At 70.0% G+C, this 25,031-nt stretch carries 19 protein-coding genes, 2 tRNA genes and 2 rRNA genes; 14 read left to right on the top strand and 9 right to left on the bottom strand.

The features are described from left to right. Positions 1-52 precede the first annotated feature (52 nt). The 4 genes from fabI to BS75_RS30165 form a co-directional block, all read right to left on the bottom strand. Positions 53-820: an enoyl-ACP reductase FabI gene (gene fabI, locus BS75_RS30185; RefSeq protein ID WP_034090527.1), complete on the bottom strand. Its 768-nt coding sequence runs from the start codon at positions 818-820 to the stop codon at positions 53-55. Positions 821-825: 5 nt separating this feature from the next. Further along, complete coding sequence (gene fabG / locus BS75_RS30180; RefSeq protein WP_034090526.1) at positions 826-1,530, bottom strand: 3-oxoacyl-[acyl-carrier-protein] reductase; 705 nt, start codon at positions 1,528-1,530, stop codon at positions 826-828. A gap of 264 nt (positions 1,531-1,794) precedes the next feature. Next, entirely contained in the window at positions 1,795-2,130 is a 336-nt protein-coding gene (locus tag BS75_RS48625) for a hypothetical protein (protein ID WP_152646258.1), read from the bottom strand. Positions 2,131-2,238: 108 nt separating this feature from the next. Continuing rightward, positions 2,239-2,312, bottom strand: a tRNA-Met gene (locus BS75_RS30165). Positions 2,313-2,829: 517 nt separating this feature from the next. Between BS75_RS30165 and BS75_RS30160 the strand changes: the two genes are divergently transcribed. Together BS75_RS30160 and BS75_RS30155 are read left to right on the top strand one after the other, a co-directional pair. Further along, a complete protein-coding gene (locus BS75_RS30160) occupies positions 2,830-4,176 on the top strand; it encodes a ricin-type beta-trefoil lectin domain protein (RefSeq protein ID WP_034090523.1) in 1,347 nt (448 codons plus the stop codon). Between the two features lie 103 nt (positions 4,177-4,279). After that, on the top strand, positions 4,280-5,896 hold the full coding sequence (locus BS75_RS30155; protein ID WP_034090522.1) for a beta-1,3-glucanase family protein: 1,617 nt from the start codon (positions 4,280-4,282) through the stop codon (positions 5,894-5,896). A 63-nt stretch (positions 5,897-5,959) separates the two neighbouring features. On the opposite strand, the gene BS75_RS30150 is transcribed toward BS75_RS30155, so the two are convergent. Further along, positions 5,960-6,033, bottom strand: a tRNA-Met gene (locus BS75_RS30150). A 171-nt stretch (positions 6,034-6,204) separates the two neighbouring features. Here BS75_RS30150 and BS75_RS30145 point away from each other — a divergent pair. The 4 genes from BS75_RS30145 (at position 6,205) to BS75_RS30130 (ending at position 10,143) form a co-directional block, all read left to right on the top strand. After that, positions 6,205-7,755, top strand: a complete 1,551-nt coding sequence (locus BS75_RS30145) for a TldD/PmbA family protein (RefSeq protein ID WP_042440590.1) — start codon at positions 6,205-6,207, stop codon at positions 7,753-7,755. Beyond that, a complete protein-coding gene (locus BS75_RS30140; RefSeq protein ID WP_034090521.1) occupies positions 7,755-9,191 on the top strand; it encodes a metallopeptidase TldD-related protein in 1,437 nt (478 codons plus the stop codon). Before BS75_RS30145 ends, BS75_RS30140 begins: the two co-directional genes overlap by 1 nt. Positions 9,192-9,300: 109 nt before the next feature. Next, a complete protein-coding gene (locus BS75_RS30135) occupies positions 9,301-9,696 on the top strand; it encodes a DUF3099 domain-containing protein (RefSeq protein ID WP_042440591.1) in 396 nt (131 codons plus the stop codon). 231 nt (positions 9,697-9,927) lie between these two features. Then, positions 9,928-10,143, top strand: a complete 216-nt coding sequence (locus BS75_RS30130) for a hypothetical protein (RefSeq protein WP_034090519.1) — start codon at positions 9,928-9,930, stop codon at positions 10,141-10,143. 10 nt (positions 10,144-10,153) lie between these two features. On the opposite strand, the gene moaA is transcribed toward BS75_RS30130, so the two are convergent. After that, the gene (moaA, locus tag BS75_RS30125; RefSeq protein WP_034094045.1) at positions 10,154-11,161 is read right to left on the bottom strand and encodes a GTP 3',8-cyclase MoaA; all 1,008 of its coding nucleotides are present in this window, start codon (positions 11,159-11,161) and stop codon (positions 10,154-10,156) included. Positions 11,162-11,381: 220 nt separating this feature from the next. On the opposite strand from moaA, the gene BS75_RS30120 reads away from it, so the two are divergent. The 3 genes from BS75_RS30120 to BS75_RS30110 all read left to right on the top strand — a co-directional run bounded on the left by BS75_RS30120 (position 11,382) and on the right by BS75_RS30110 (position 14,115). Continuing rightward, positions 11,382-11,567, top strand: a complete 186-nt coding sequence (locus tag BS75_RS30120) for a hypothetical protein (RefSeq protein ID WP_034090518.1) — start codon at positions 11,382-11,384, stop codon at positions 11,565-11,567. Positions 11,568-11,704: 137 nt separating this feature from the next. Then, a complete protein-coding gene (locus BS75_RS30115; protein ID WP_152646259.1) occupies positions 11,705-12,940 on the top strand; it encodes a CaiB/BaiF CoA transferase family protein in 1,236 nt (411 codons plus the stop codon). Further along, complete coding sequence (locus tag BS75_RS30110; protein WP_034090517.1) at positions 12,937-14,115, top strand: acyl-CoA dehydrogenase family protein; 1,179 nt, start codon at positions 12,937-12,939, stop codon at positions 14,113-14,115. Before BS75_RS30115 ends, BS75_RS30110 begins: the two co-directional genes overlap by 4 nt. A gap of 34 nt (positions 14,116-14,149) precedes the next feature. Here BS75_RS30110 and BS75_RS30105 read toward each other — a convergent pair whose 3' ends face one another. Then, positions 14,150-15,193, bottom strand: coding sequence for a zinc-dependent alcohol dehydrogenase family protein (locus tag BS75_RS30105; RefSeq protein WP_034090516.1), 1,044 nt, complete (start codon positions 15,191-15,193; stop codon positions 14,150-14,152). 143 nt (positions 15,194-15,336) lie between these two features. Here BS75_RS30105 and BS75_RS30100 point away from each other — a divergent pair, with 143 nt between their 5' ends. The 5 genes from BS75_RS30100 (at position 15,337) to BS75_RS30080 (ending at position 21,420) form a co-directional block, all read left to right on the top strand. Continuing rightward, positions 15,337-16,338, top strand: a complete 1,002-nt coding sequence (locus BS75_RS30100; RefSeq protein WP_034090515.1) for a DEDDh family exonuclease — start codon at positions 15,337-15,339, stop codon at positions 16,336-16,338. Positions 16,339-16,406: 68 nt separating this feature from the next. Next, positions 16,407-17,408 (top strand): SURF1 family cytochrome oxidase biogenesis protein, encoded by a 1,002-nt coding sequence (locus tag BS75_RS30095; RefSeq protein WP_231607928.1) that lies wholly within the window; start codon positions 16,407-16,409, stop codon positions 17,406-17,408. Positions 17,409-17,461: 53 nt separating this feature from the next. Next, positions 17,462-19,273, top strand: coding sequence for a glycoside hydrolase family 15 protein (locus BS75_RS30090; RefSeq protein ID WP_034090514.1), 1,812 nt, complete (start codon positions 17,462-17,464; stop codon positions 19,271-19,273). A gap of 297 nt (positions 19,274-19,570) precedes the next feature. Then, entirely contained in the window at positions 19,571-20,503 is a 933-nt protein-coding gene (locus BS75_RS30085; protein WP_034094042.1) for an NAD-dependent epimerase/dehydratase family protein, read from the top strand. Next, the gene (locus BS75_RS30080; protein WP_034090513.1) at positions 20,500-21,420 is read left to right on the top strand and encodes an RNA polymerase sigma-70 factor; all 921 of its coding nucleotides are present in this window, start codon (positions 20,500-20,502) and stop codon (positions 21,418-21,420) included. Before BS75_RS30085 ends, BS75_RS30080 begins: the two co-directional genes overlap by 4 nt. Before the next feature lie 124 nt (positions 21,421-21,544). Here BS75_RS30080 and rrf read toward each other — a convergent pair. Together rrf and BS75_RS30070 are read right to left on the bottom strand one after the other, a co-directional pair. Next, positions 21,545-21,661 (bottom strand): 5S ribosomal RNA (gene rrf / locus BS75_RS30075). Between the two features lie 79 nt (positions 21,662-21,740). After that, positions 21,741-24,864: ribosomal RNA gene (locus BS75_RS30070) — 23S ribosomal RNA — on the bottom strand. Positions 24,865-25,031: the final 167 nt, after the last annotated feature.

Here is a 25,031-nt window from a genome sequence, read left to right as displayed (position 1 = left end):
AGGCCCGCACCGGACGGTGCGGGCCTCGCGGTGGAGCTGTGCCGCCGGAGCGTCAGGCGCCGATGGCGTGCAGGCCGCCGTCGACGTGGACGATCTCGCCGGTGGTCTTCGGGAACCAGTCCGAGAGCAGCGCGACGACGCCGCGACCGGCCGGCTCGGGGTCGGTGACGTCCCAGCTCAGCGGGGAGCGACCGTCCCAGGTCTCGGCCAGGGTGTCGAAGCCGGGGATGGACTTGGCAGCCATCGACTTGATCGGGCCGGCCGAGACCAGGTTGCAGCGGATGTTCTGCTTCCCGAGGTCGCGGGCGAGGTAGCGGGAGGTGGACTCCAGCGCGGCCTTCGCCGGGCCCATCCAGTCGTACTGCGGCCAGGCGATGGTGGCGTCGAAGGTCAGACCGACGACCGAGCCGCCCTCCTCCATCAGCGGCAGGCAGGCCATGGTCAGCGACTTCAGCGAGAAGGCCGAGACCTGGACGGCGGTGGCCACCGACTCCCAGGGGGTGTTCAGGAAGTTGCCGCCGAGGGCGTCCTGCGGGGCGAAGCCGATGGAGTGGACGACCCCGTCCAGACCGCCGAGCTCGGCCCGAACGTTCTCCGCCAGGCTGTCCAGGTGCTCCTGGTTGGTGACGTCGAGCTCCAGCACCTTGGTGGGCCTGGGGAGCTTCTTGGCGATGCGCTCGGTCAGGGTGGGACGCGGGAACGCGGTGAGGATGATCTCCGCGCCCTGCTCCTGTGCCAGCTTCGCCACCTGGAACGCGATGGAGGACTCCATCAGCACGCCGGTGACGAGGATGCGCTTGCCCTCGAGAATTCCACTCATGATGGTCAGTGACCCATGCCCAATCCGCCGTCGACGGGAATGACGGCTCCAGTGATGTATGCGGCCTCGTCCGAGGAGAGGAAACGCACGGTGGACGCGATCTCGGCGGGATCGGCGTAGCGGCCGAGCGGCACGCCCGCGACGATCTCGGCGCGGCGCTCGGCGCTGAGCACGGCGGTCATGTCGGTGTCGACGAAGCCGGGGGCGACCACGTTGACGGTGATGTTGCGCGGGCCGAGCTCCCGGGCCAGCGAGCGGGCGAAGCCCACCAGGCCGGCCTTGGACGCGGCGTAGTTGGCCTGCCCCGGCGAGCCGGTCAGCCCGACCACCGAGGAGATCAGGACCACGCGGCCCTTGCGGGCCCGCATCATCAGCTTCGAGGCGCGCTTGACGACCCGGAACGCGCCGGTGAGGTTGGTGTCCAGGACGGAGGTGAAGTCCTCCTCGGTCATCCGGAGCAGCAGGGTGTCCCTGGTGACGCCGGCGTTGGCGACCAGGACCTCCACCGGACCGTGGGCCGCCTCGACCTCCTTGAACGCCTGGTCCACCTGCTCGGCGTCGGTGATGTCGCACCGGACGCCGAGGAGGCCCTCCGGGGGCTCGCCCGAGCGGTAGGTGACGGCGACCTTGTCGCCGGCCTCGGCAAAGGCGCGGGCGATGGCGAGGCCGATGCCCCGATTGCCTCCGGTGACGAGAACCGAGCGGCTCAACGGTCCACCTCTCTCTAGCTGGCTGCCTGTGCAGGTACGTCACTGCATGGTGCGTACGCATGGCGACGCTATCCGCATTCGCTCGGCGGCGACGAATCGACTGCCGACAGCGCGATCGGCACTGGACTGTCGGTTTCCCACAGTCCACTGCCGATCGCGGCGTCCGCTCGGACCGGGACGCGTCGGCCGGCGGCCTCCAGCCGTGCCCGGTAGCGGCCGGCGGCGGCTCCGGCGCCGGCGCCGAGAGCGACCACGCCGACCGGTTCACCGGTCCGGCAGTAGCCGGCCACCAGTTCCCGGCCGCCGCCCTCCAGCAGCCGCACCTCGTCGGCCGGGCCCGGCGCGCCGAGGGACTGCAGCCGGAGGTCGCTGGTCGCTCCAGAAGGAGGGGAGCGGCGCGAACGCCGGGGCGTCGGACTCCTCCCCCGCCAGCGCGGCGACCAGGGTGCGGGCCGCGTGCCCGGCGGTGTCGGTCGGGATGCACCAGCGCTCGACCCGGCGGGCGGTGGCGTCGTACCGGGGGTCGGCGAAGCGGGCGACGTCGCCGACCGCGACCACCCGCGGCGCGCCCTCGACCCGCAGGGCGGAGTCGCAGCGCACCCCGTCGGAGACAAGGAGCTCCCGGTCACCGTCGTCCGGGCACCGTCCGTCCCGGAGACAGCGGAAGGCCCGGTGCAGTGTGACTGCACCGGGCCTTCCGACAAGGAGTAGCGGGGACAGGATTTGAACCTGCGACCTCTGGGTTATGAGCCCAGCGAGCTACCGAGCTGCTCCACCCCGCGTCGTTGTGCCCTCACCGTATCCCGGCCGGGGACCGGAAAGCGAATCGATTTCCGGGCGGCAGGTCGGAGGAGGTCGTGCAGGCATCACGGATGCGCACTCACGGCCCGCCTGGAAGCGCTCTCACTGCGAGCGTGACGCAGTGATTGAAACATGTCAAGACCACTGACGGCACCCGCCCCGAGCTGCTGCGATGCCGAGCCCGATGCGTAATTGACATTGCCTCGTCATCAGTTCGTCGCAACATCTTGACGCGCTGTCAGACAGAACCACATACTCCGGATGGCCGATCGGGAGAGCCTCGGGCGGCAGTGCCCACACGCCTGTCGGCGCAGCGGTTTTCCATGATCGTTCCACCATGTTCCGGAACCCGGCCACCACCGGCAGAGGCAACCGGGCGACGACTCCAGCACCTGGCCGTCGCCCCACGACCTGGTTCGGGAGAGCGCTCTCCACGCCTGCGACGACTGCCGGCGGCAGTACAGGACGCGGAGGCAGACGTTCGGAGGTAGCAAGGCCATGACCGCACTACCGCGCAGCGACACCACCAGGAACAGGCGCCGTCGGCTGCGGCGCACCGCATTCGTCGGCGCGCTCGCGCCGATCGCCGCGATGATCTCCATGGTGACCTTCTCGGCCACGCCCGCCAGCGCCGACACCGTGCCCTCCGCGCCCTCGGGCTGGTCCACGGTGTTCAGCGACGACTTCAGCGGCGCCGCCGGCACCGCGCCCAACTCGGCGAACTGGATCTACGACACCGGCCCCGGCTCGAACTTCGGCACCGGCGAGATCGAGACCATGACCAACTCCACCAACAACGTCCACCTGGACGGCAACGGCCACCTGGACATCACGGCCATCGGCTCGGGCAGCAACTGGACCTCCGGCCGGATCCAGACGCCCACCGCCGATGTCGGCGCCCCGGCCGGCGGCGAGTTGGAGGTCACCGCCTCCATCGAGCAGCCCAGCCCGGCGAGCGGGACCGGCTACTGGCCCGCCTTCTGGATGCTGGGACCGGGCCAGTGGCCCGAGAACGGCGAGATCGACATCCTGGAGGACGTCAACGCCCTCTCCGAGCACTCCGGGACCTTCCACTGCGGCACCGACCCGGGCGGTCCGTGCAACGAGACGGACGGGCTGGGCAGCGGGCTCCAGTCGTGTTCGGGCTGCCAGAGCGGTTACCACACCTACACCGCGATCGTGAACCGCACCAACACCAGCGACGAGTCCATCACCTGGTACCTCGACGGCAGCCAGTTCTACTCGGTGAGCGAGAGCCAGGTGGGCACCGCGACCTGGCAGGCGGCGGTCGACCACAACTTCTCGATCATCTTCGACCTGGCCATGGGCGGCGGCTACCCCAACGGCGTCTGCGGCTGCACCTCGCCGACCAGTGCGACCACCTCCGGCGGCACCATGAGCGTGGCCTACGTCGCCGCCTACGAGACCACCGGCAGCGGTGGTGGTGGTGGGACCACCGGGAGCACCGGTCCGATCACCGGCTACGGCGGCCTCTGCATCGACGACCGCTCGGCGAGCACCGCCGACTACAACCCGGTCCAAGTCTACACCTGCAACGGTACGGCGGCCCAGCAGTGGACCGTGGTGCAGGCCGGCAGCACCCTCCACGTCCTCGGCAAGTGCCTGGACATCGACGCCGGCGGCACCGCCGACGGGACGCTGGTGGACCTCTACGACTGCAACGACACCGGCGCCCAGGTCTGGGAGCCGCAGTCGGACGGGGCGCTGTACAACCCGCAGTCGGGCAAGTGCCTGGACGACACCAACTGGTCGACCACCCCGGGCACCCAGCTCCAGATCTGGGACTGCAGCGGCAACGCCAACCAGGCGTGGAACCTCCCCTGATCCACGGAATCCCTGCTCTCGGGAAGGGCGCGGGCGCAACTTTCCGCGCCCTTCCCGAGAGCGCTCTCAACGTCTCCCCCGCCGCCAGCCACCGGAGCAGCAGATGATCTCCCGGAGAACCTTCCTCACCGCCTCGGCGGTCGTCCTGGCCGCCCCCGCCGTGCTGGGCCCACTCAGCAGCGGGGCCGGGGCCACCGGTTCGACACTGACCCTCGCCCTGACCAACACCACCGGCAGCGACACCGTCTACGCCTATGTCACCGGAACCGCACTCAACAACGGCAACGCCCTGTTCCTGCTCCAGGCCGACGGGCGGACGCCGTACTACCCGGCCTCACCGGCCGCCGACGGCACCCCGCTGGCCGTCGACTGCGCGATCCCGCTGGGGGCCTCGGGATCCGCGCCCACCAGCGTCACCATCCCCTATCTGGGCGGCTGCCGGGTCTGGTTCTCCATCGGCGCGCCGCTCCAGTTCTTCCTCAACCCCGGTCCCGGACTGGTCGAGCCCTCGGTCACCAACGCCTCCGACGCCAATATCGACACCGTCTGGGACTTCTGCGAACTCACCTTCAACGGCGGGGTCTACGCCAACATCAGCATGGTCGACTTCGCCTGCATCCCGATCGCGCTGCAACTCACCGGCAGTGCCGGGACCCAGACCGTGGCGGGGCTGCCGGCCGGCGGTCTCGACCGGATCTGCGCCGGGCTCACCGCCCAGCAGGCCGTGGACGGAGCGGGCTGGAACCAGCTGATCGTCACCTCGGGCGGCGCCAACCTGCGCGCGCTCAGCCCCACCAACGGCATCGTCTACAACCCGAGCCTGCTGTCCGGCTACTTCGACGGCTATCTGAACCAGGTCTGGCAGAAGTACACGACCAGCACCCTCTCGGTCGACACCCAGGGCTCCTGGGGGACCGTCACCGGTCAGGTGGTGAACGGGCTGCTGACCTTCCCCGGCGTCGGCAGCTTCGCCCAGCCCAGCAGCGCCGACATCTTCAGCTGCGCCTCCGGACCGTTCTCGGTCTCCACCCAGGAGATGAGCGCACTGGTCCCCCGGATCAGCGCGGCCCTGAACCGCACCACCCTGCTGACCGACGCCGCCCAGCCCGACGGCGAGAACCCGGCCGACTACTACACCAACGCCCAGACCAACCACTACGCCCGGATCGTCCACTCGGTGGCGCTGGACCACCGGGGATACGCCTTCCCCTACGACGACGTCGGCCCCAACGGCGGCACCGACCAGTCGGGCTTCGTCTCGGACGGCGCGCCCACCCTGCTGACCATCACGGTCGGGGCCGTCCACGCCACCGGAAGCAGCCCGCTCAAGGTCACCGCCTCCGCGTACAGCGCCACCAACAGCACCGGCACCGAGGCCACCGCGGACACCGGCGGCGGTGACGACGTCGGCTGGATCAACAGCTCCAGCTGGCTCCGGTACGACGGTGTCGACTTCGCCGGCGGCTACGGCAACCTGCAGCTCCGGCTCGCCTCGGCGGTCTCCGGCAGCGACATCGGCACCGTCCAGTTCCGGCTGGACTCGCTGACCGCGACCCCCTTCGCCACGGTCGCGGTCAGCGGCACCGGCGGCTGGCAGTCGTGGACCACCAGCAGCACCGGCTGCTCGCCGGCGCCCAGCGGCAGCCACACCCTCTACGTCACCTTCACCGAGTCGGTCTCCGGCAACTTCGTCAACCTCAACTGGTTCGAGTTCAGCTGACCCGGACCGGGAACAGCGGAAGGCCCGGTGCAGTGTGACTGCACCGGGCCTTCCGACAAGGAGTAGCGGGGACAGGATTTGAACCTGCGACCTCTGGGTTATGAGCCCAGCGAGCTACCGAGCTGCTCCACCCCGCGTCGTTGTGCCCTCACCGTATCCCGGCCGGGGACCGGAAAGCGAATCGGTATTCCGCTGCGGCCACGCGCCCGGGGCCTGGGCCGCGCCTTGTGGTGCGGCGGGCCCGGCACAGGGCAGGATGCGAGGCGGTGCCCGCACCGGGCCCGCCACCGTCCCCCCGGAGGAGTTCGATGCCGGACACACCCTCGTCCCCGACCTCGGCGGCCCTGGACCCGGAGTTCCTGGCGCTGCCGCTGCGCGCCCTCGCCGACGCCGCGCTGGCCCGGGCCCGTTCGCTGGGCGCCAGCCATGCCGACTTCCGCCTGGAGCGGGTCCGCAGCGCCTCGCTGCGGCTGCGCGACGGCCGTCCGTCCGGCAGCTCGGACACCCTCCAGCTCGGCTATGCCGTGCGGGTGGTGCACCGGGGCGCCTGGGGCTTCGCGGCCGGGGTCGAGCTGACCCAGGACGCGGTCGCCCGGGTGGCCGGCCAGGCGGTCGCCGTGGCCAGGATCTCGGCCGGGATCAGCGCCGCCTCCGGCACCGAGGACCTGGTCGAGCTGGCCGAGGAGCCGGTGCACGGCGACGTCGGCTGGGTCTCCGCGTACGAGGTGAACCCCTTCGACGTGCCGGACGCCGAGAAGTCCGCGCTGCTGGCGGACTGGAGCGGCCGGCTGCTGGCGGCGGACGGGGTGTCCCATGTCTCGGCCTCGCTGCAGACCGTCCAGGAGAACAAGTTCTACGCGGACACCGCCGGGACCACCACCACCCAGCAGCGGGTCAGGATCCATCCGGAGCTGGAGGCCGTCTCGGTCGACGAGCGCAGCGGCTCCTTCGACTCGATGCGCACCCTGGCGCCTCCGGCCGGACGCGGCTGGGAGTACCTGACCAGCGGTCACAGTTGGGACTGGGAGGGCGAGTTGGCCGAGATCCCGACCCTGCTCGCGGAGAAGATGCAGGCCCCGAGCGTCCGGGCGGGCCGCTACGACCTGGTGATCCACCCCTCGAACCTGTGGCTGACGATCCATGAGTCCATCGGCCACGCCACCGAGTTGGACCGGGCCCTGGGCTACGAGGCCGCCTATGCCGGCACCTCGTTCGCGACCTTCGACCAACTGGGCTCGCTGCGCTACGGATCCGACCTGATGCAGGTCACCGGCGACCGGACCACCCCGCACGGCCTGGCCACCATCGGCTACGACGACGAGGGCGTCTCCACCCAGTCCTGGGACCTGGTCCGGAACGGCACCCTGGTCGGCTACCAGCTGGACCGGCGGATGGCGAAGCTGAAGGGCCTCGGCCGCTCCAACGGCTGCGCCTTCGCGGACTCCCCGGCGCACGTCCCGGTGCAGCGGATGGCCAACGTCTCGCTCCAGCCGGCCGAGGGCGGCCCGGACACGGCCGGTCTGATCGCCGACGTCGAGGACGGCGTCTACGTCGTCGGCGACCGCTCCTGGTCGATCGACATGCAGCGCTACAACTTCCAGTTCACCGGCCAGCGCTTCTACGCCATCCGGAACGGGAAGCTCGCCGGGCAGCTGAAGGACGTCGCCTACCAGGCCACCACCACCGACTTCTGGGGCTCGATGGAGGCCGTGGGCGGACCGCAGACCTACGTCCTCGGCGGCGCCTTCAACTGCGGCAAGGCCCAGCCCGGTCAGATCGCCGCCGTCTCCCACGGCTGCCCCTCGGCGCTGTTCCGCTCCGTCAACGTGCTCAACACCCAGCAGGAGGCCGGTCACTGATGGCTGATCAGAACCGTCGGGCGAACGCCCCGCACCAACTCGTCGAGCGCACCCTGGAGCTGTCCCGGACGGACGGCTGCGTCGTCATCGCCGACGAGGAGTCCAGCGCCAACCTGCGCTGGGCCGGCAACGCGCTCACCACCAACGGCGTGACCCGGGGCCGCACCCTCACCGTGATCGCCACGGTGGACGGGCAGCAGGGCACCGCCGCCGGGGTGGTCTCCCGCGAGGCGGTGACCACGGGCGAGCTGGAGTCGCTGGTGCGCGCCGCCGAGGCGGCGGCCCGCGCGGCCGGTCCGGCCGAGGACGCGATGCCGCTGGTGCAGCCCGCCGGACCGGCCCCGGCCGACTTCACCGCCGCGCCGGACGCCACCTCCATCGACGTCTTCGCGGACTTCGCCCCCGCCCTCGGCGAGTCCTTCGCCCGCGCCCGGAAGAGCGGACGGCTGCTCTACGGCTTCGCCCACCACCAGGTCACCTCCAGCTACCTCGGCAGCTCGACCGGGCTGCGGCTGCGGCACGACCAGCCGACCGGGACGCTGGAGCTCAACGCCAAGACCGCCGACCTGGGCGCCTCCGCCTGGGCCGGCGCGGCGACCCGGGACTTCCGCGACGTCGACCCGGCCGCGATGGAGGAGCAGCTGGCGCAGCGGCTCGGCTGGGCGCAGCGCAGCATCGACCTGCCGGCCGGACGCTACGAGACGCTGCTGTCGCCGTCCGCACTGGCCGACCTGATGGTCTGCCTGAGCTGGGCGACCGGCGGGCGGGACGCGGTCGAGGGCCGGACCGTCTTCTCCCGTCCCGGCGGCGGGACCAGGCTGGGCGAGCGGCTCTCGCCGCTGCCGCTGCGGCTGCACAGCGACCCGGCCCACCCCGGCCTGGAGGCCGCGCCGTTCGCGCTGGAGCACGCCTCCGGCGGGGACTCCTCGGTCTTCGACAACGGGCTGCCGCTCGGACCCACCGACTGGATCCGCGACGGTGAGCTGACCAACCTGCTGACCACCCGCCACTCCGCCGGGCTGACCGGGCTGCCGGTGCGTCCCGCGGTGGACAATCTCATCCTGGAGAGCGGAAGCCGGGAGAGCGGAGGCCCGGACGCCGGGGGCAGCGCCTCGATGGAGGAGCTGATCGCCCGGACCGAGCGCGGGCTGCTGCTGACCTGCCTCTGGTACATCCGCGAGGTCGACCCGGCCTCGCTGCTGCTGACCGGCCTCACCCGGGACGGCGTCTACCTGGTGGAGGACGGCGAGGTGAAGGGGGCGGTGAACAACTTCCGCTTCAACGAGTCCCCGGTGGACCTGCTGGGCCGGATCACCGAGGTCGGGCGGACCGAGCGCTGCCTGCCGCGCGAGTGGAGCGACTGGTTCACCCGGGCGGCGATGCCGCCGGTCCGGGTCGCCGACTTCAACATGAGCTCGGTCAGCAAGGCGTCCTGACCTGCCGTCCGGGGCCGGTGGGGCGCCCGGGACCGGTCGCGGGAGAATTCCCTCGAACACCGGGTGCCCCACTCTCGAACCACCCCGGGCAGCGGCGTACGGTGGCCGCATGGGGACGTCGAAGACTGCGGGATCGAAAGACAGCGGCAGGTTCAGGAACAGGTTCGGCAGCGGCGCGAAGGCCGTGCGGATCACCGGCGCCCGGTCGAGCCTGACCGAGGACGTGCGCGGGCGGCAGCGCCGCTACATGGTCTCGATGGCAGTGCGCACCCTGTGCGTGATCCTGGCGATCGTGCTCTGGGACGAGTCCCGGATCGTCGCCGTCGTCGCGCTGGTGGCGGGAACCCTGCTGCCGTACCTGGCGGTGGTCTACGCCAACGCCGGACGCGAGAGCGCGCCGAACCTGCCGGACACCTTCGTCGGCCACCAGCCGCCCCCGATGATCACCCCCGGCCCCACCGTCCCGGCCCAGGGCCCGGCCCCCAGCCCGACCCAGCCGGGCTGATCCGCGCCTTAACGGGACCTTTCGTCAGCCTCAACAAGATTCCTGCGGATCCCCGTTCACACCGGCGGTGTGCGTGCCATACTGCCAACGCGCTCCGCATCCCCCGTCGGAGCGACGGACCGGTGCCGGGCAGCTTCCCCCCGTGGCTGCCCGGCACCGCCATGTCCGCGCCCGGAGGCGGCGGGGTCGGCTGCGGTCGGCGGCGGCGCGGGCAGCAGCGATACTTCACCCATGAGCACCGAGATCCCGCACTGTTCCGCCAAGGGTTGCCGCCAGCTCGCCATATGGGTTCTGGCCTGGAACAACCCCAAGTTGCACACCCCGGAACGGCGGAAGACCTGGCTCGCCTGCGCGGACCACCGGGAGTACCTCTCGGAGTTCCTCAACCTCCGCGGCTTCCTCAAGGACGTCGTGCCGCTGGCCGAATGGGTGTCCCCCGAGGAGTGAGGGCCGGCCCTCAGCCGCCGATGGCGGACATCGGCCGTTCGGGCTGGGCGAAGTCCGGGCTGTCGATGCCGGCCCCGGCCTTCTTGCCCCACATCGCGGCCCGCCACAGCGCGGCGACGGCCTCGTCGTCCGCGCCCTCGCGCAGGGCGGTCCGCAGATCGGTCTCGCCGGTGGCGAAGAGGCAGTTCCGGACCTGGCCGTCGGCGGTGAGCCGGGTCCGGTCGCAGGCCCGGCAGAAGGGCCGGGTGACGCTGGCGATCACGCCGACCCGGGCGGGGCGCCCGTCGGCCCCGGTCCGGCCGTCGACGTACCAGCGCTCGGCGGGGGCGGCGCCGCGCCGTCCGTCCGGCTCGGGGGTGAGCGCGAAGCGCTCGCCGAGGCGGGCCAGGATCTCCTCGGCGGAGACCATGCTGTCGCGGTCCCAACCGTGCTGGGCGTCGAGCGGCATCTGCTCGATGAACCGGAGTTCGTAGCCCCGGTCCAGGCACCAGGCCAGCAGGTCGGCGGCCTCGTGGTCGTTGACCCCGCGCATCAGCACCGTGTTGATCTTCACCGGGCGCAGCCCGGCCGCCTCGGCGGCGGCGAGCCCGGCGATCACGTCGGGCAGCCGGTTGCGGCGGGTGAGGGTGTGGAAGACCGCCGGGTCCAGGGTGTCCAGGGAGACGTTGACCCGGTCGAGGCCGGCCGCGCGCAGGGCCTCGGCGGTGCGGGCCAGGCCGAGAGCGTTGGTGGTCAGCGAGAGCTCGGGCCGGGGGTCGAGCGCCGCGCAGGCGGCGACGATCCCGACCAGTCCGGGGCGCAGCAGCGGCTCGCCGCCGGTGAACCGCACCTCGGTCACCCCGAGCAGGGTCACCGCGATGCGCACCAGCCGGACTATCTCCTCGTCGCTCAGCAGTTGCGGCTTGGGCAGCCACTGCAGCCCCTCCTCGGGCATGCAGTAGGTGCAGCGCAGGTTGCAGCGGTCGGTCAGCGAGACTCGCAGATCGACAGCGCGACGGCCGAAAGTGTCGATCAGCACAGCGTCCACCATTCCTTCGTTGCAGTTCAGCCTAGTCATGCTGCCCCAGAGCACGATCTTCTTCAACAGTTTGTCGAAGAAAGCTCCGGCCGGTCCGGGTCCGGGCCCGCTACCGGCGGCAGCCCCCGTCGTTCACAGGGGGAGGCCGTTCGCGCCGCAGGCGCCACTCCTCAAGACTCCCACTCCTCCAGCCTCCCACTCGGAACCCGTGGAGCGACGCATGCGCACGACCGGCCCAGCGACCGGGTCCTACCCCGGCAAAGAGCCCTTCGGGGCAGTCCGGATCCCCGAACCGCTGCCCCCGCCGAGCGGTCCGGGGCGGGCCCGACGACTGCCGAGCAGCCACCCGGGACCGGCCGTGCCGATACCGGTGCTCAACATCGAGTCGCTGCGCCAGTCCCGCTGAGCGGACGGCCTGCGGCACAGGGCTCCTGCCACAGACACCACGTCATGTAAAGCGGAGGTTTTTCACCGGACGGGCCTATTCCCAGCGGACGAGCGATCTTGGAAGCATGGGAGCCCCGACCAACTGGAGACGCACCCGTGCCTGTGCCTGTGTCACCTCTCGACGGGATCCTGGTCGCCGACTTCAGCCGGGTCCTGGCCGGCCCGCTGGCCGCCGCCACCCTCGCCGACCTGGGCGCCACCGTGATCAAGGTGGAGCGCCCCGGCGGCGGGGACGACACCCGCGCCTGGGGTCCCCCCTTCGTCGACGGCACCGCCGCCTACTTCGACGCGGCCAACCGCAGCAAGCAGGGCATCACCCTCGACCTCGGCGACCCCGAGGACGCCGCCGCCGCCCGCGAACTCGCGCGCCGCGCCGACATCCTGGTCGAGAACTTCCGTCCCGGCGCGCTCGCCCGGCACGGCCTGGACGCCGCGACCCTGCTCGACGCCAACCCCGGTCTGATCCACTGCTCGATCACCGGCTTCGGCGGCGACAGCGACCTGCCCGGCTACGACTTCGTGGTCCAGGCCGTCGGCGGCCTGATGAGCATCACCGGGGCACCGGACGGCGAGCCGCACAAGGCCGGCGTCGCCCTGGTCGACGTGCTCACCGCCAAGGACGCGGTCACCGCGATCCTCGCCGCGCTGCGCCACCGCGACCGCACCGGCCAGGGCCAGCACGTCGAGGTCAACCTCCTCTCCACGCTGCTCGGCTCGCTCGCCAACCAGGCCGGCGGCTACCTCGCCACCGGGCGCCCGCCCCGTGCCATGGGCAACCAGCACCCCAGCATCGCCCCCTACGAGACCCTGCGCTGCGGCCCCGACGGCACCGGGCTGCTCGCCGTGGCCTGCGGCAACGACGGCCAGTTCCGCGCCCTCGCCCAGGCGCTCGAAGCGGGACCGCTGGCCACGGACCCCCGGTTCGCCACCAACCCCGAACGGGTGCGCCACCGCCCGGAGTTGGTCGCCGCGCTGGAAGCGGCCCTGGCCGAGCGCGACGCCGCGCACTGGCAGCGGCGGCTGGTCGCCGTCGGCGTCCCCTGCGGCCCGGTCAACGACCTCGCCGGGGCCTTCGCGCTCGCCGGGGAGCTCGGCCTGGAGCCGGTCGCCGAGGTCGGTCCGGGACGCGTCCCGCAGGTCCGCAGTCCGCTGCGGCTCTCGGCGACCCCGGTCCGGCCGCCCGCCGCGCCGCCCCGGCTCGGCGAGCACAACGCCGCCGTCCGGGCCTGGCTGGCCGGTCCCGCCGACCGACCCGCGCCGACCCCGGCCACCCCCGACGCCACCCCCCACGACACCGACACCGCCCCCGAAAGCACCGAGGTGACCCGATGAGCCGCACCGCCCTCGACCCCCGCGACCCGCTCGGCTTCGACGACCTGCTGGACGACGAGGAGCGGGCCGTCCGCGACACCGTCCGCGCCTGGTGCGAGGACCGCGTCCTGCCGCACATCGCCGACTGGTACGAGCGCGGCGAGCTGCCCGGGGTCCGCGAACTGGCCCGCGAGCTCGGCTCCATCGGCGCGCTCGGCATGCACCTGGAGGGCTACGGCTGCGCCGGGGCCAGCGCCGTCCAGTACGGCCTGGCCTGCGTCGAACTGGAGGCCGCCGACTCCGGGCTGCGCTCGCTGGTCTCGGTCCAGGGCTCGCTGGCGATGTACGCCATCCACCACTGGGGCTCCGAGGAGCAGCGGCAGCAGTGGCTGCCGGGGATGGCCGCCGGCGAGATCATCGGCTGCTTCGGGCTGACCGAGCCCGACCACGGCTCCGACCCGGCCTCGATGCGCACCCACGCCGAGCGCGAAGGCGGAGACTGGGTGCTGAACGGCCGGAAGATGTGGATCACCAACGGCTCGGTGGCCGGGGTGGCCGTGGTCTGGGCGCAGACCGACGACGGCATCCGCGGCTTCGTCGTACCGACCGACGCCCCCGGCTTCTCCGCGCCCGAGATCAAGCACAAGGCCTCGCTCCGCGCCTCGATCACCAGCGAGCTGGTGCTGGACGGCGTCCGGCTGCCCGCCGACGCGGTCCTCCCCGGGGTCCGCGGCCTGAAGGGACCGCTGAGCTGCCTCAACCAGGCCCGCTACGGCATCGTCTGGGGCGCGCTCGGAGCGGCCCGCAGCTGTCTGGAGGCGGCCCGCGAGTACAGCATCACCCGGGAGCAGTTCGGCCGGCCGATCGGCGGCTTCCAGCTGACCCAGGCCAAGCTCGCCGACATGTCGCTGGAGCTCAACAAGGGCCTGCTGCTGGCCCTGCACCTGGGCCGCCGGATGGACGCCGGGACGCTGCGCCCCGAGCAGGTCAGCTACGGCAAGCTGAACAGCGTCCGGGAGGCGATCGAGATCGCCCGCACCGCGCGCACCATCCTCGGCGCCAACGGGATCAGCTTCGAGTACCCGGTGATGCGGCACGCCGCCAACCTGGAGAGCGTCCTCACCTACGAGGGCACCCCGGAGATGCACCAGCTGGTCATCGGCCAGACCCTGACCGGGCAGAGCGCGTTCCGCTAGTCGCGCGCCCCGCCCGGTCGACGAGCGCTCCGGCTCAGAAGGTGATCTTGACCTTCAGTGCGGAGCGCTCGTCCATCGCCTTGTAGCCGCCGGGCACGCCGTCCAGGTCGACCGTGGCGTCGAAGACCGGAGCCGGGTCGATCGCCCCGGACAGCACGTCGGCGAGCAGCTCCGGGATGTAGGCGCGGGCCGGAGCGACGCCGCCGCGCAGGGCCACGTTGCGGTTGAACATCTCGCCGATGTCCACCCCGGCGCTGCCGCCGTGCGGGACGCCGACATAGCCCACCGCGCCGCCGTCCCTGGTGATGGCGATGGCGGTGCGCATCGACTCCTCGGTGCCCACCGCCTCCAGCACCGCGTGCGCGCCGACGCCGCCGGTCAGCTCGCGGACGGCGGCCACGGCCTCCTCCCCGCGCGCCGGGACGACGTCGGTGGCGCCGAAGGTGCGGGCGATGGCGGTGCGGTCGGCGTGGCGTCCGAGCGCGATGATCCGCCCGGCACCCAGACGGCGGGCGGCGAGCACGCCGCACAGGCCCACCGCGCCGTCGCCGACCACGGCCACCGTCGAGCCGGGGCGCACCCCGGCCGCCAGCGCCGCGTGGTGACCGGTCGACATCACGTCCGAAAGGGCCAGCAGCCCGGTCATCAGGTGGGGGTCGGCGGCGGCCTCCTTGGGCAGCCGCACCAGCGTCCCGTCGGCGAAGGGCACCCGGACCGCCTCGCCCTGGCCGCCGTCGGAGCCGACGCTGCCCCAGAAGCCGCCGTGCGGACAGGAGGTCTGCAGGCCCTCGCGGCAGAACGCGCAGACGCCGTCCGACCAGACGAACGGCGCCACCACCAGGTCGCCCGGCTTCACCCCGCGCACCGCGGCGCCGACCTCCTCGACGATGCCGAGGAACTCGTGGCCGATCCGCTGCCCCGGCTGCCGGGCCGCGACGCCCCGGTAGGCCCACAGGTCGCTGCCGCAGATGCAGGCCAGGACGGTACGGACGACCGCGTCCGTGGGGGCGGCGATCACCGGGTCGGGCACCTGCTCCACCCGGATGTCGTGGGGGCCGTTGATGACAGTGGCGCGCATGGAATCTCATCTCTCGGGACAAAGGTCGCAATCCGCAACATCCCCCCGGTCCGTGCTATTCCGATCGTCCCCCGCATCGTGCTCGCGCACAGCGGCCGGGCGTGGTCCGGGGCTGTCGGAGCCGACCCGTATTCTGGGCGACCATGGAAACGAGCACGGACGAGCAGCGCGCCCTCCAGTCCTACCCGCCGGGGGGCTGGGCGGTCGTCGACGTCGAGACCACCGGTCTGGGCAAGACCGACCGGGTGGTGTCGGTGGGCGTCTACCGGCTCGGCCCGCAGGGCGACGTGCTCGACCACTGGTACACCCCGGTCAACCCGGAGCGCGACCCGGGACCGGTGTGGATCCACGGGCTGACCAGCGAACTGCTGGAGGGCGCCCCGACCTTCGCCGAGATCGCCGACGAACTCTCCGTCCGGCTGGCCGGCCGGGTGCTGGTCGCCCACAACGCGCTCTTCGACTGGTCGATGATCTCCCGCGAGTACGCCCGGATGGGTGGTCAGGTCCCGGTCGAGCAGCGGCTCTGCACCATCGTGCTCGCCCGCGACCTGAGGCTGCCGCTGGCCAACCACAAACTCGGGACCCTGGCCCAGCACTTCGGGGTGATCCCCCGCCAGGCCCACCACGCGCTCGACGACGCCCGGGTGCTGGCCGAGGTCTTCCGGCCCAGCCTGCGGCTGGCGGTCGAGGCCGGGGTGCCGCTGCCGCTCACCGCCTGCGTGCCGCCGACCGACCTGGGCGAGGACGAGGACGCCGGCCGCCGCAGCCCCTCCGGCGCACGCGGTCTGCCGGCCGCGCGCGGCGCGGCCTGGAACTCCTACCGCCCGGCCCGGCGCCGACCCGCCTGCCCCTACCCGAACCCGGGCCGCTGGCAGCCGGAGACCCCGCTGGTGCAGGGCATGCGGGTGGCGATCAGCGGGGACACCGCCACCGACCGCGAGGTGCTGGAGGACCGGCTCACCGAGGCCGGACTGCACGTGGCCGGCTCGGTCAGCAGCCGCACCAGCCTGCTGGTCACCAACGAACCGGACAGCTGGACCACCAAGGCCACCCGGGCCCGGCAGGTCGGCACCCCGATCGTGGACGAGGCCGCCTTCCTGCAGCTGCTGCGGGACGTCGCACCGCAGGTCCGGCCCGCCGACTGACCGGCCGCGACCGCGCGTCGCGCCCCCCGGCGGGGGTGGGCAAACGGTACGGAGGTAACGTCGTGGACGTGCTCCGCATCCTCATGACCCGGCGCTGGGTGATTCTGACGCTGGTCTTCCTCGCGCTGATCCCTGCCATGTACTTCCTCGGCATCTGGCAGTTCCACCGCTACCAGTCGACGAACCGGAACAACCACCTGATCTCGTCGAACCTGGCGGCGCCACCGGTCGCGATGGACGTGTTCTCGCACCCCGGCGCGAAGATCCCGGCCGACCAGATGTACCGGACGGTCACCGCGACCGGCGTCTTCGACACCCGGGACCAGTTCGTGGTCAGGAACCGGACCGACAACTCCGGCGACAACATCGGCTACTACCTGGTCACCCCGCTGATCACCGCCGACCACCAGGTGGTCCTGGTGAACCGGGGCTGGGTGGCACCGAACGGCACCAACGGGCTGGCCTTCCCGCCGATCCCGGGCACGCCCGGCGGGACGATCACCGTCGTCGGCCGCTACCGTCCCGACGAGACCACCGCCTCCACCGGGATCCGCAACGTCGGCGGCATGCCCTCGCACCAGTTCATGCTGATCAACAGTGTCGAGCAGGAGAAGGTGCTGTCCGAGCCGGTGGTCGCCGGCTACCTGGAGCTGACCGGCAGCACCCCGGGGCTGAGCTCGGCCGACTCCGCCCAACTGGTCCCCGCCCCCTCCAGCGACGCCCAGTCCACGGACGACGACGCGGTGGTCGGCAAGGGCGTGCACCTGCCCTACGCGATCCAGTGGTGGCTCTTCGGCCTGATGATCCCGATCGGCTGGTGGGTGCTGCTCCGCCGCGATCTGCGCGACCGCAAGGGCGACGACGACGGCAGCGGCGACCCGACGGCCGAGCCGGTCCCGGTGAAGACCGTCGCGGAGTTCATGGCCGAGCGGCGCGCCGCGCTCCAGGCCGCCGAGGCGGCCGCAGCAGCGGCCGCGACTGTTCCCGCTCCCGCTCCTGACGAGGGCCCCGACCACACCGATACCGGCTCCAAGGTCGGATCCGCTCCGGCGGTCGGCCGCGCGGAGTAGGTTCGAGGCCATCTGGTCCGTCCCGCCCCCGACTCTGAGAGAGGGATCGCTCCATGCCCGGACGCATCGAGGACTACGCACTCATCGGAGACCTGCAGACCGCGGCACTGGTCGGCAGGGACGGATCCATCGACTGGCTGTGCCTGCCCCGCTTCGACTCGCCCAGCTGCTTCGCCGCCCTGCTCGGCGGTGACGAGCAGGGCCACTGGCGACTCGCCCCGCACGGCGCGACCAACTGCACCAGCCGCTCCTACGTGGACGACAGCCTGGTCCTGGAGACCCTCTGGGAGACCCCGACCGGGGTGGTCAAGGTCATCGACTTCATGCCGCAGCGCGACCGGAACCCCGACCTGATGCGGATCGTGGAGGGCGTCTCCGGCAGCGTCGAGATGCGCGGCGAGCTGCGGCTCCGCTTCGACTACGCGCGGGTCGTCCCCTGGGTCCGCCGGACCGACCACCACCGGGTCGCCGTGGCCGGACCCGACTCCGTGTGGCTGCACCAGGACCAGGGCGTGCACACCTTCGGCAAGGACCTGGCGACCTTCTCCGAGTTCACCGTCGAGCCCGGCCAACGCTTCCGCTTCACCCTCAACTGGCAGCCCTCGCACCACGGCTCGGCGCCCCGGCAGGACCCGGACCGCTCGCTGCGGGAGACCCTGGCCCAGTGGCAGGACTGGGCCTCAGCCTGCCGCTACCAGGGCCCCTACCGCGAGGCCGTGATGCGCTCACTGGTGATCCTCAAGGGGCTCACCTACGAACCCACCGGCGGCATGGTCGCCGCCGCGACCGCCGCCCTGCCGGAACAGCTGGGCGGCGAACGCAACTGGGACTACCGCTTCTGCTGGCTGCGCGACTCCACCATGACCCTGTCGGCGCTGCTGCGCGGCGGCTTCGTCGGCGAGGCCACCGCCTGGCGCGGCTGGCTGCTCCGTGCCATCGCCGGCGACCCCGCCGACCTGCAGACCATGTACGGGGTCGCGGGCGAGCGCCGGCTCCCGGAGATCGTCGCCGACTGGCTCCCCGGCTACGAGGACTCCGTCCCGGTCCGCTTCGGCAACGCCGCCGTGGACCAGCTGCAGCTCGACGTCTACGGAGAGGTCGTCGACACCCTGCACCTGGCGATGGTGGCCGGCGCCCCGATGGAACGCCATGTCTGGGGCCTGGTCCGGGCGCTGATGACGTTCCTCACCTCGAACTGGAGCCAGCCGGACGAGGGGCTGTGGGAGGTCCGCGGCGGACGCCGGCACTTCGTCCACTCGAAGGTGATGTGCTGGGTGGCCTTCGACCGCGCCGTCCGGATGGCCGAGGCCACCGGCCTGCCGGCGCCGGTCGAGGAGTGGCGGAAGACCAGGGACACCATCCACGCCGAGGTGTGCGCCAAGGGCTACAACCCGGAGGTCGGCGCCTTCACCCAGTACTACGGCGGCAGCACCCTGGACGCCGCGACCCTGTTCGTGGTGAAGACCGGCTTCCTCCCGGCCGACGACCCCCGGGTGATCAGCACCGTCGAGGCGGTCCACGAACGGCTGGACCACGGCGGCTTCGTGCTCCGCTACTCCACCGACGAGTCGGAGGGGAGCACGGTCGACGGGCTCCAGGGCGAGGAGGGAGCCTTCCTCGCCTGCTCGTTCTGGCTGGTCGACGCGCTGGTGGCGATCGGCCGGCAGGAGGAGGCCCACGCCCTGTTCGAACGCGTCTCGGCCATCGCCAACGACCTCGGCATGATCTCCGAGGAGTGGGATCCGAAGGCAGGCCGCCAACTCGGCAACACCCCGCAGGCGTTCACCCACGTCGCGCTGGTCAACAGCGCCTTCGGCCTGTCCGAGGGGCCGATGGCGACCGGCGTGGTCAGCGGTCTGGACTGACCGCCGGCCGGCCGCTGGTCCGCCGGCCGGCCGCTGGTCCGCCGGCCGCAGCCCCGGCGCCGCCCTGCACCGCGTCCACGCCCCGCCCAGATCAACTACCGGGTGCATGAACAACGCCGTGGCCCATGTGCACACCCGTGCCTGCTGCGCTGCCTGACCGATTCCGGCCCGGGGACGACGCTCCCCGACGCGGCCGTCGCCCGCTGACCCGGTCCGACGGCCAGGCGATGTCACAAACGGTCGGGCTGAATCGTCCCAGCTCTCGGGACTGCATCGGGAAGCGGGAAGGTGATGGCCATGCGAGTGTTCGTGGCAGGCGGCAGCGGGGTCATGGGTCGGCGGCTGGTGCCGCAGCTCGTGGCCGCCGGCCACCAGGTGACGGCGACGACGACGAACTCGGCGAAACTGGGCCTGCTGGCACAGCTCGGCGCGGAGGGCGTCGTGATGGACGGGCTGGACGCGGCGTCGGTCGGTGAGACGGTGGCCAAGGCCGCACCCGAGGTCATCGTCCACCAGATGACCGCGATCGCCCCGGTCCACGCCGGCAAACCCGACTTCAGACACATGGACCGGTGGTTCGCCCCCACCGTCCGGCTGCGCACCGAGGGGACTGACCACTTGCTGGCGGCGGCCGAGGCGACCGGGGTGACCCATTTCATCGCCCAGGGCTACGCCTCCTGGAACGGGATCCGGGAGGGCGGCTGGGTGAAGACCGAGGAGGATCCGCTGGACCCGCACACGGACTCGGTGGCGCGGGTGGGCATGGCGGCGATCCTCCACGTCGAGGAGGCGGTCCTCCGGGTCGACGGCACGGTCCTGCGCTACGGCGCCTTCTACGGGCCGGGCGCCAGCGACGACCAGGTCGAACTCATCCGCAAGCGGCAGTTCCCCCTGGTCGGCGCCTCCACCGGCTACAGCTCCTGGGTACACCTCGACGACGCGGCCGGCGCCACCGTCCTGGCCGTGGAACAGCGGGCCAAGGGGGTGTTCAACATCGTCGACGACGAACCGGCGCCGGCCAGTGAGTGGCTCCCCTACCTGGCGACCTGCGCCGGGGCGAAGCGGCCGATGCGGGTCCCGGCCTGGCTGGCCCGGCTGCTGGCCGGGGACGTGGCGGTGACCATGATGACCGAGGGGCGCGGCTTCTCCAACGCCAAGGCCAAGCGCGAGCTGGGCTGGAATCTGAGCTATCCGTCGTGGCGCAAGGGCTTCAAGGAAGGACTGACGTGACCCGCACCGAGGAGTTCGAAGAGCTCCGGCCGCTGCTCTTCTCGATCGGCTACCGGATCCTCGGCAGCGTGAGCGAGGCCGAGGACACGGTCCAGGAAGCCTGGCTGCGCTACGAGACCGCGCCGACCGCACCGAGATCGACCAAGGCGTTCCTCTCGGCCGTGGTCACCCGGCTCTCGATCGACGTACTGCGCTCGGCCCGCAACCGCCGGGAGGAGTACGTCGGCGAGTGGTTCCCCGAGCCGCTGCTGTCGGACCCCTACGAGGATCCTGCCCGGTCGGCCGAGCTGGCCGACTCGGTCTCGATGGCCGCCCTGCTGCTGCTGGAACGGCTCAGCCCACTGGAGCGTGCGGTCTTCGTGCTGCGGGAGGTCTTCGGTTTCGGCTTCCCGGAGGTCGCGGCGGCGGTGGGGCGCTCGGAGGCAGCCTGCCGGCAGCTCGCGGTGCGGGCACGACGCCATATGGACGCCGGACGCCCCCGTTTCGAGGCCGACCGGAAGGAGCGGGAACGGCTGGCGGCGCAGTTCTTCGGCGCGCTCAGCGAAGGCGACATCGACGGCCTGCGGGAACTCCTCGCCGCCGACGTCCAACTGGTCGGCGACAGCGGCGGCAAGGCGCCGCAGCTGGCCAAGACCGTCATCGGCGCCGACAAGGTGGCCCGGGCGATCGGGGCCTTCCTTCCCCGGCTGCTCCTGATCGACGTGACCCTGGAACCGCACGAGGTGAACGGCCAGCCGGGCGCGATCATACGTGACCGGGACGGCCGGGTGCTCAACACCATGACGATCGACATCCTCGACGGAAAGATCCAGATGATCCGCTCGGTCAACAACCCCGACAAGCTCGGCCACGTCGGACCGGTGGCCGATGCCTGGGCGATCAAGCGCGAGGCGAACGAGGCCCGCCGGGGCAGGTGAATTCCTCCCGGGGATCCTCGGATCCCCGGGGTGCCGGGGTGTGCCCGGGTGTGTGTCCGTTCCGGTGTCCGGACATGCCGAAGAGCCCCCTGACCGATGGTCAGGGGGCTCTTCGTTAAAGGTTGTTCGGCGGCGTCCTACTCTCCCACAGGGTCCCCCCTGCAGTACCATCGGCGCTGTGAGGCTTAGCTTCCGGGTTCGGGATGTAACCGGGCGTTTCCCTCACGCTATGACCACCGAAACACTATGAAGATATCGACAACACGCTGCCGGAAGCAGGGGTCGTTTCTTCAGAACAACACAGTGGACGCGTAGCAACTATGGACAAGCCCTCGGCCTATTAGTACCGGTCAGCTCCACCCCTCACAGGGCTTCCACATCCGGCCTATCAACCCAGTCGTCTACTGGGAGCCTTACCCACTCAATGGTGGTGGGAGTCCTCATCTCGAAGCAGGCTTCCCGCTTAGATGCTTTCAGCGGTTATCCCTCCCGAACGTAGCCAACCAGCCATGCCCTTGGCAGGACAACTGGCACACCAGAGGTTCGTCCGTCCCGGTCCTCTCGTACTAGGGACAGCCCTTCTCAAGACTCCTGCGCGCGCAGCGGATAGGGACCGAACTGTCTCACGACGTTCTAAACCCAGCTCGCGTACCGCTTTAATGGGCGAACAGCCCAACCCTTGGGACCTACTCCAGCCCCAGGATGCGACGAGCCGACATCGAGGTGCCAAACCATCCCGTCGATATGGACTCTTGGGGAAGATCAGCCTGTTATCCCCGGGGTACCTTTTATCCGTTGAGCGACGGCGCTTCCACAAGCCACCGCCGGATCACTAGTCCCTGCTTTCGCACCTGCTCGACCCGTCGGTCTCACAGTCAAGCTCCCTTGTGCACTTACACTCAACACCTGATTGCCAACCAGGCTGAGGGAACCTTTGGGCGCCTCCGTTACATTTTAGGAGGCAACCGCCCCAGTTAAACTACCCACCAGACACTGTCCCTGATCCGGATCACGGACCCAGGTTAGACATCCAGCACGACCAGAGTGGTATTTCAACGACGACTCCACAACCACTGGCGTGGCCGCTTCAAAGTCTCCCACCTATCCTACACAAGCCGAACCGAACACCAATATCAAGCTATAGTAAAGGTCCCGGGGTCTTTCCGTCCTGCTGCGCGAAACGAGCATCTTTACTCGTAATGCAATTTCACCGGGCCTATGGTTGAGACAGTCGAGAAGTCGTTACGCCATTCGTGCAGGTCGGAACTTACCCGACAAGGAATTTCGCTACCTTAGGATGGTTATAGTTACCACCGCCGTTTACTGGCGCTTAAGTTCTCAGCTTCGCTCCGTCGAAACAGAACTAACCGGTCCCCTTAACGTTCCAGCACCGGGCAGGCGTCAGTCCGTATACATCGCCTTACGGCTTCGCACGGACCTGTGTTTTTAGTAAACAGTCGCTTCTCGCTGGTCTCTGCGGCCGGCCCCAGCTCGGAGTGCAAGACTCGTCACCAGTTCCGGCCCCCCTTCTCCCGAAGTTACGGGGGCATTTTGCCGAGTTCCTTAACCATAGTTCACCCGAACGCCTCGGTATTCTCTACCTGACCACCTGAGTCGGTTTGGGGTACGGGCCGCCATGAAACTCGCTAGAGGCTTTTCTCGACAGCATAGGATCATCCACTTCACCACAATCGGCTCGGCATCAGGTCTCAGGCTATATGTTGCGCGGATTTGCCTACACAACGCCCTACACCCTTACCCCGGGACTACCACCGCCCGGGCTGGACTACCTTCCTGCGTCACCCCATCGCTCACCTACTACCAGCTTGGGTCAGCGGCTCCACCACTCCTCATCACCCGAAGGATCCGAGACGGCTTCACGGCTTTAGCATTACCGGGTTCGACGTTGGCGCTTCAAAGCGGGTACGGGAATATCAACCCGTTGTCCATCGACTACGCCTGTCGGCCTCGCCTTAGGTCCCGACTTACCCTGGGCAGATCAGCTTGACCCAGGAACCCTTGGTCAATCGGCGCAAGAGTTTCCCACTCTTGTATCGCTACTCATGCCTGCATTCTCACTCGTATACCGTCCACGACTGGCTTCCGCCGCCGCTTCACCCGGCACACGACGCTCCCCTACCCATCACAGCCCCCGTTAGGAGTTAAGCTGCAATGACACGGCTTCGGCGGTGTACTTGAGCCCCGCTACATTGTCGGCGCGGAATCACTTGACCAGTGAGCTATTACGCACTCTTTAAAGGGTGGCTGCTTCTAAGCCAACCTCCTGGTTGTCTCTGCGACTCCACATCCTTTCCCACTTAGCACACGCTTAGGGGCCTTAGCCGGTGTTCTGGGCTGTTTCCCTCTCGACCATGGAGCTTATCCCCCACAGTCTCACTGCCGCGCTCTCACTTACCGGCATTCGGAGTTTGGCTAAGGTCAGTAACCCGGTGGGGCCCATCGCCTATCCAGTGCTCTACCTCCGGCAAGAAACACGCGACGCTGCACCTAAATGCATTTCGGGGAGAACCAGCTATCACGGAGTTTGATTGGCCTTTCACCCCTAACCACAGGTCATCCCCCAGGTTTTCAACCCTGGTGGGTTCGGTCCTCCACACGGTCTTACCCGCGCTTCAACCTGCCCATGGCTAGATCACTCCGCTTCGGGTCTTGGGCGCGCTACTAAACCGCCCTATTCGGACTCGCTTTCGCTACGGCTACCCCACACGGGTTAACCTCGCAACACACCGCAAACTCGCAGGCTCATTCTTCAAAAGGCACGCAGTCACGACAGCTATGTGCAAGCACACGCTGCGACGCTCCCACGGCTTGTAGGCACACGGTTTCAGGTACTATTTCACTCCGCTCCCGCGGTACTTTTCACCATTCCCTCACGGTACTGTCCGCTATCGGTCACTAGGGAATATTTAGGCTTAGCGGGTGGTCCCGCCAGATTCACACGGAATTTCTCGGGCTCCGTGCTACTTGGGAGAAACTCAAGAGAGCCGTACAGGTTTCGTCTACGGGGGTCTTACCCTCTACGCCGGACCTTTCGCATGTCCTTCGACTACCCATACGGTTTCTGACTCTCCGACCGGCCGGCAGACCGATCAAGAATTTTCCCACGACCCCAACCACGCAACCCCTGCCGGGTATCACACATGACTGGTTTAGCCTCATCCGATTTCGCTCGCCACTACTCTCGGAATCACGGTTGTTTTCTCTTCCTGCGGGTACTGAGATGTTTCACTTCCCCGCGTTCCCTCCACACTGCCTATGTGTTCAGCAGCGGGTGACAGCCCATGACGACTGCCGGGTTTCCCCATTCGGACACCCCCGGATCAAAGCTCGGTTGACAGCTCCCCGGGGCCTATCGCGGCCTCCCACGTCCTTCATCGGTTCCTAGTGCCAAGGCATCCACCGTGCGCCCTTAAAAACTTGGCCACAGATGCTCGCGTCCACTGTGCAGTTCTCAAGCAACGACCAGCCACCCATCACCCCCACCCGACAAGCAGGCAAGGTTCACTGGGGCCGGCGTACCGAAGACAGACCTTGCGGCCGTGCCCTCAGGACCCAACAACGTGCCCGACCCGACCAACACCCACAGAACT

Origin of the sequence: Streptacidiphilus albus JL83, assembly GCF_000744705.1 — a bacterium.
Classification (GTDB): Bacteria; Actinomycetota; Actinomycetes; order Streptomycetales; family Streptomycetaceae; genus Streptacidiphilus; species Streptacidiphilus albus.
This window is presented reverse-complemented; position numbering and strand designations above follow the sequence as displayed.

Excerpts from the sequence above, each read along its gene's own strand:
- fabI (WP_034090527.1), bottom strand. The coding sequence starts at position 820 with ATGAGTGGAATTCTCGAGGGCAAGCGCATCCTCGTCACCGGCGTGCTG.
- BS75_RS30160 (WP_034090523.1), top strand. The coding sequence starts at position 2,830 with ATGACCGCACTACCGCGCAGCGACACCACCAGGAACAGGCGCCGTCGG.
- BS75_RS30155 (WP_034090522.1), top strand. The coding sequence starts at position 4,280 with ATGATCTCCCGGAGAACCTTCCTCACCGCCTCGGCGGTCGTCCTGGCC.
- BS75_RS30145 (WP_042440590.1), top strand. The coding sequence starts at position 6,205 with ATGCCGGACACACCCTCGTCCCCGACCTCGGCGGCCCTGGACCCGGAG.
- BS75_RS30140 (WP_034090521.1), top strand. The coding sequence starts at position 7,755 with ATGGCTGATCAGAACCGTCGGGCGAACGCCCCGCACCAACTCGTCGAG.
- BS75_RS30135 (WP_042440591.1), top strand. The coding sequence starts at position 9,301 with ATGGGGACGTCGAAGACTGCGGGATCGAAAGACAGCGGCAGGTTCAGG.
- BS75_RS30130 (WP_034090519.1), top strand. The coding sequence starts at position 9,928 with ATGAGCACCGAGATCCCGCACTGTTCCGCCAAGGGTTGCCGCCAGCTC.
- BS75_RS30120 (WP_034090518.1), top strand. The coding sequence starts at position 11,382 with ATGCGCACGACCGGCCCAGCGACCGGGTCCTACCCCGGCAAAGAGCCC.
- BS75_RS30110 (WP_034090517.1), top strand. The coding sequence starts at position 12,937 with ATGAGCCGCACCGCCCTCGACCCCCGCGACCCGCTCGGCTTCGACGAC.
- BS75_RS30105 (WP_034090516.1), bottom strand. The coding sequence starts at position 15,193 with ATGCGCGCCACTGTCATCAACGGCCCCCACGACATCCGGGTGGAGCAG.
- BS75_RS30100 (WP_034090515.1), top strand. The coding sequence starts at position 15,337 with ATGGAAACGAGCACGGACGAGCAGCGCGCCCTCCAGTCCTACCCGCCG.
- BS75_RS30090 (WP_034090514.1), top strand. The coding sequence starts at position 17,462 with ATGCCCGGACGCATCGAGGACTACGCACTCATCGGAGACCTGCAGACC.
- BS75_RS30085 (WP_034094042.1), top strand. The coding sequence starts at position 19,571 with ATGCGAGTGTTCGTGGCAGGCGGCAGCGGGGTCATGGGTCGGCGGCTG.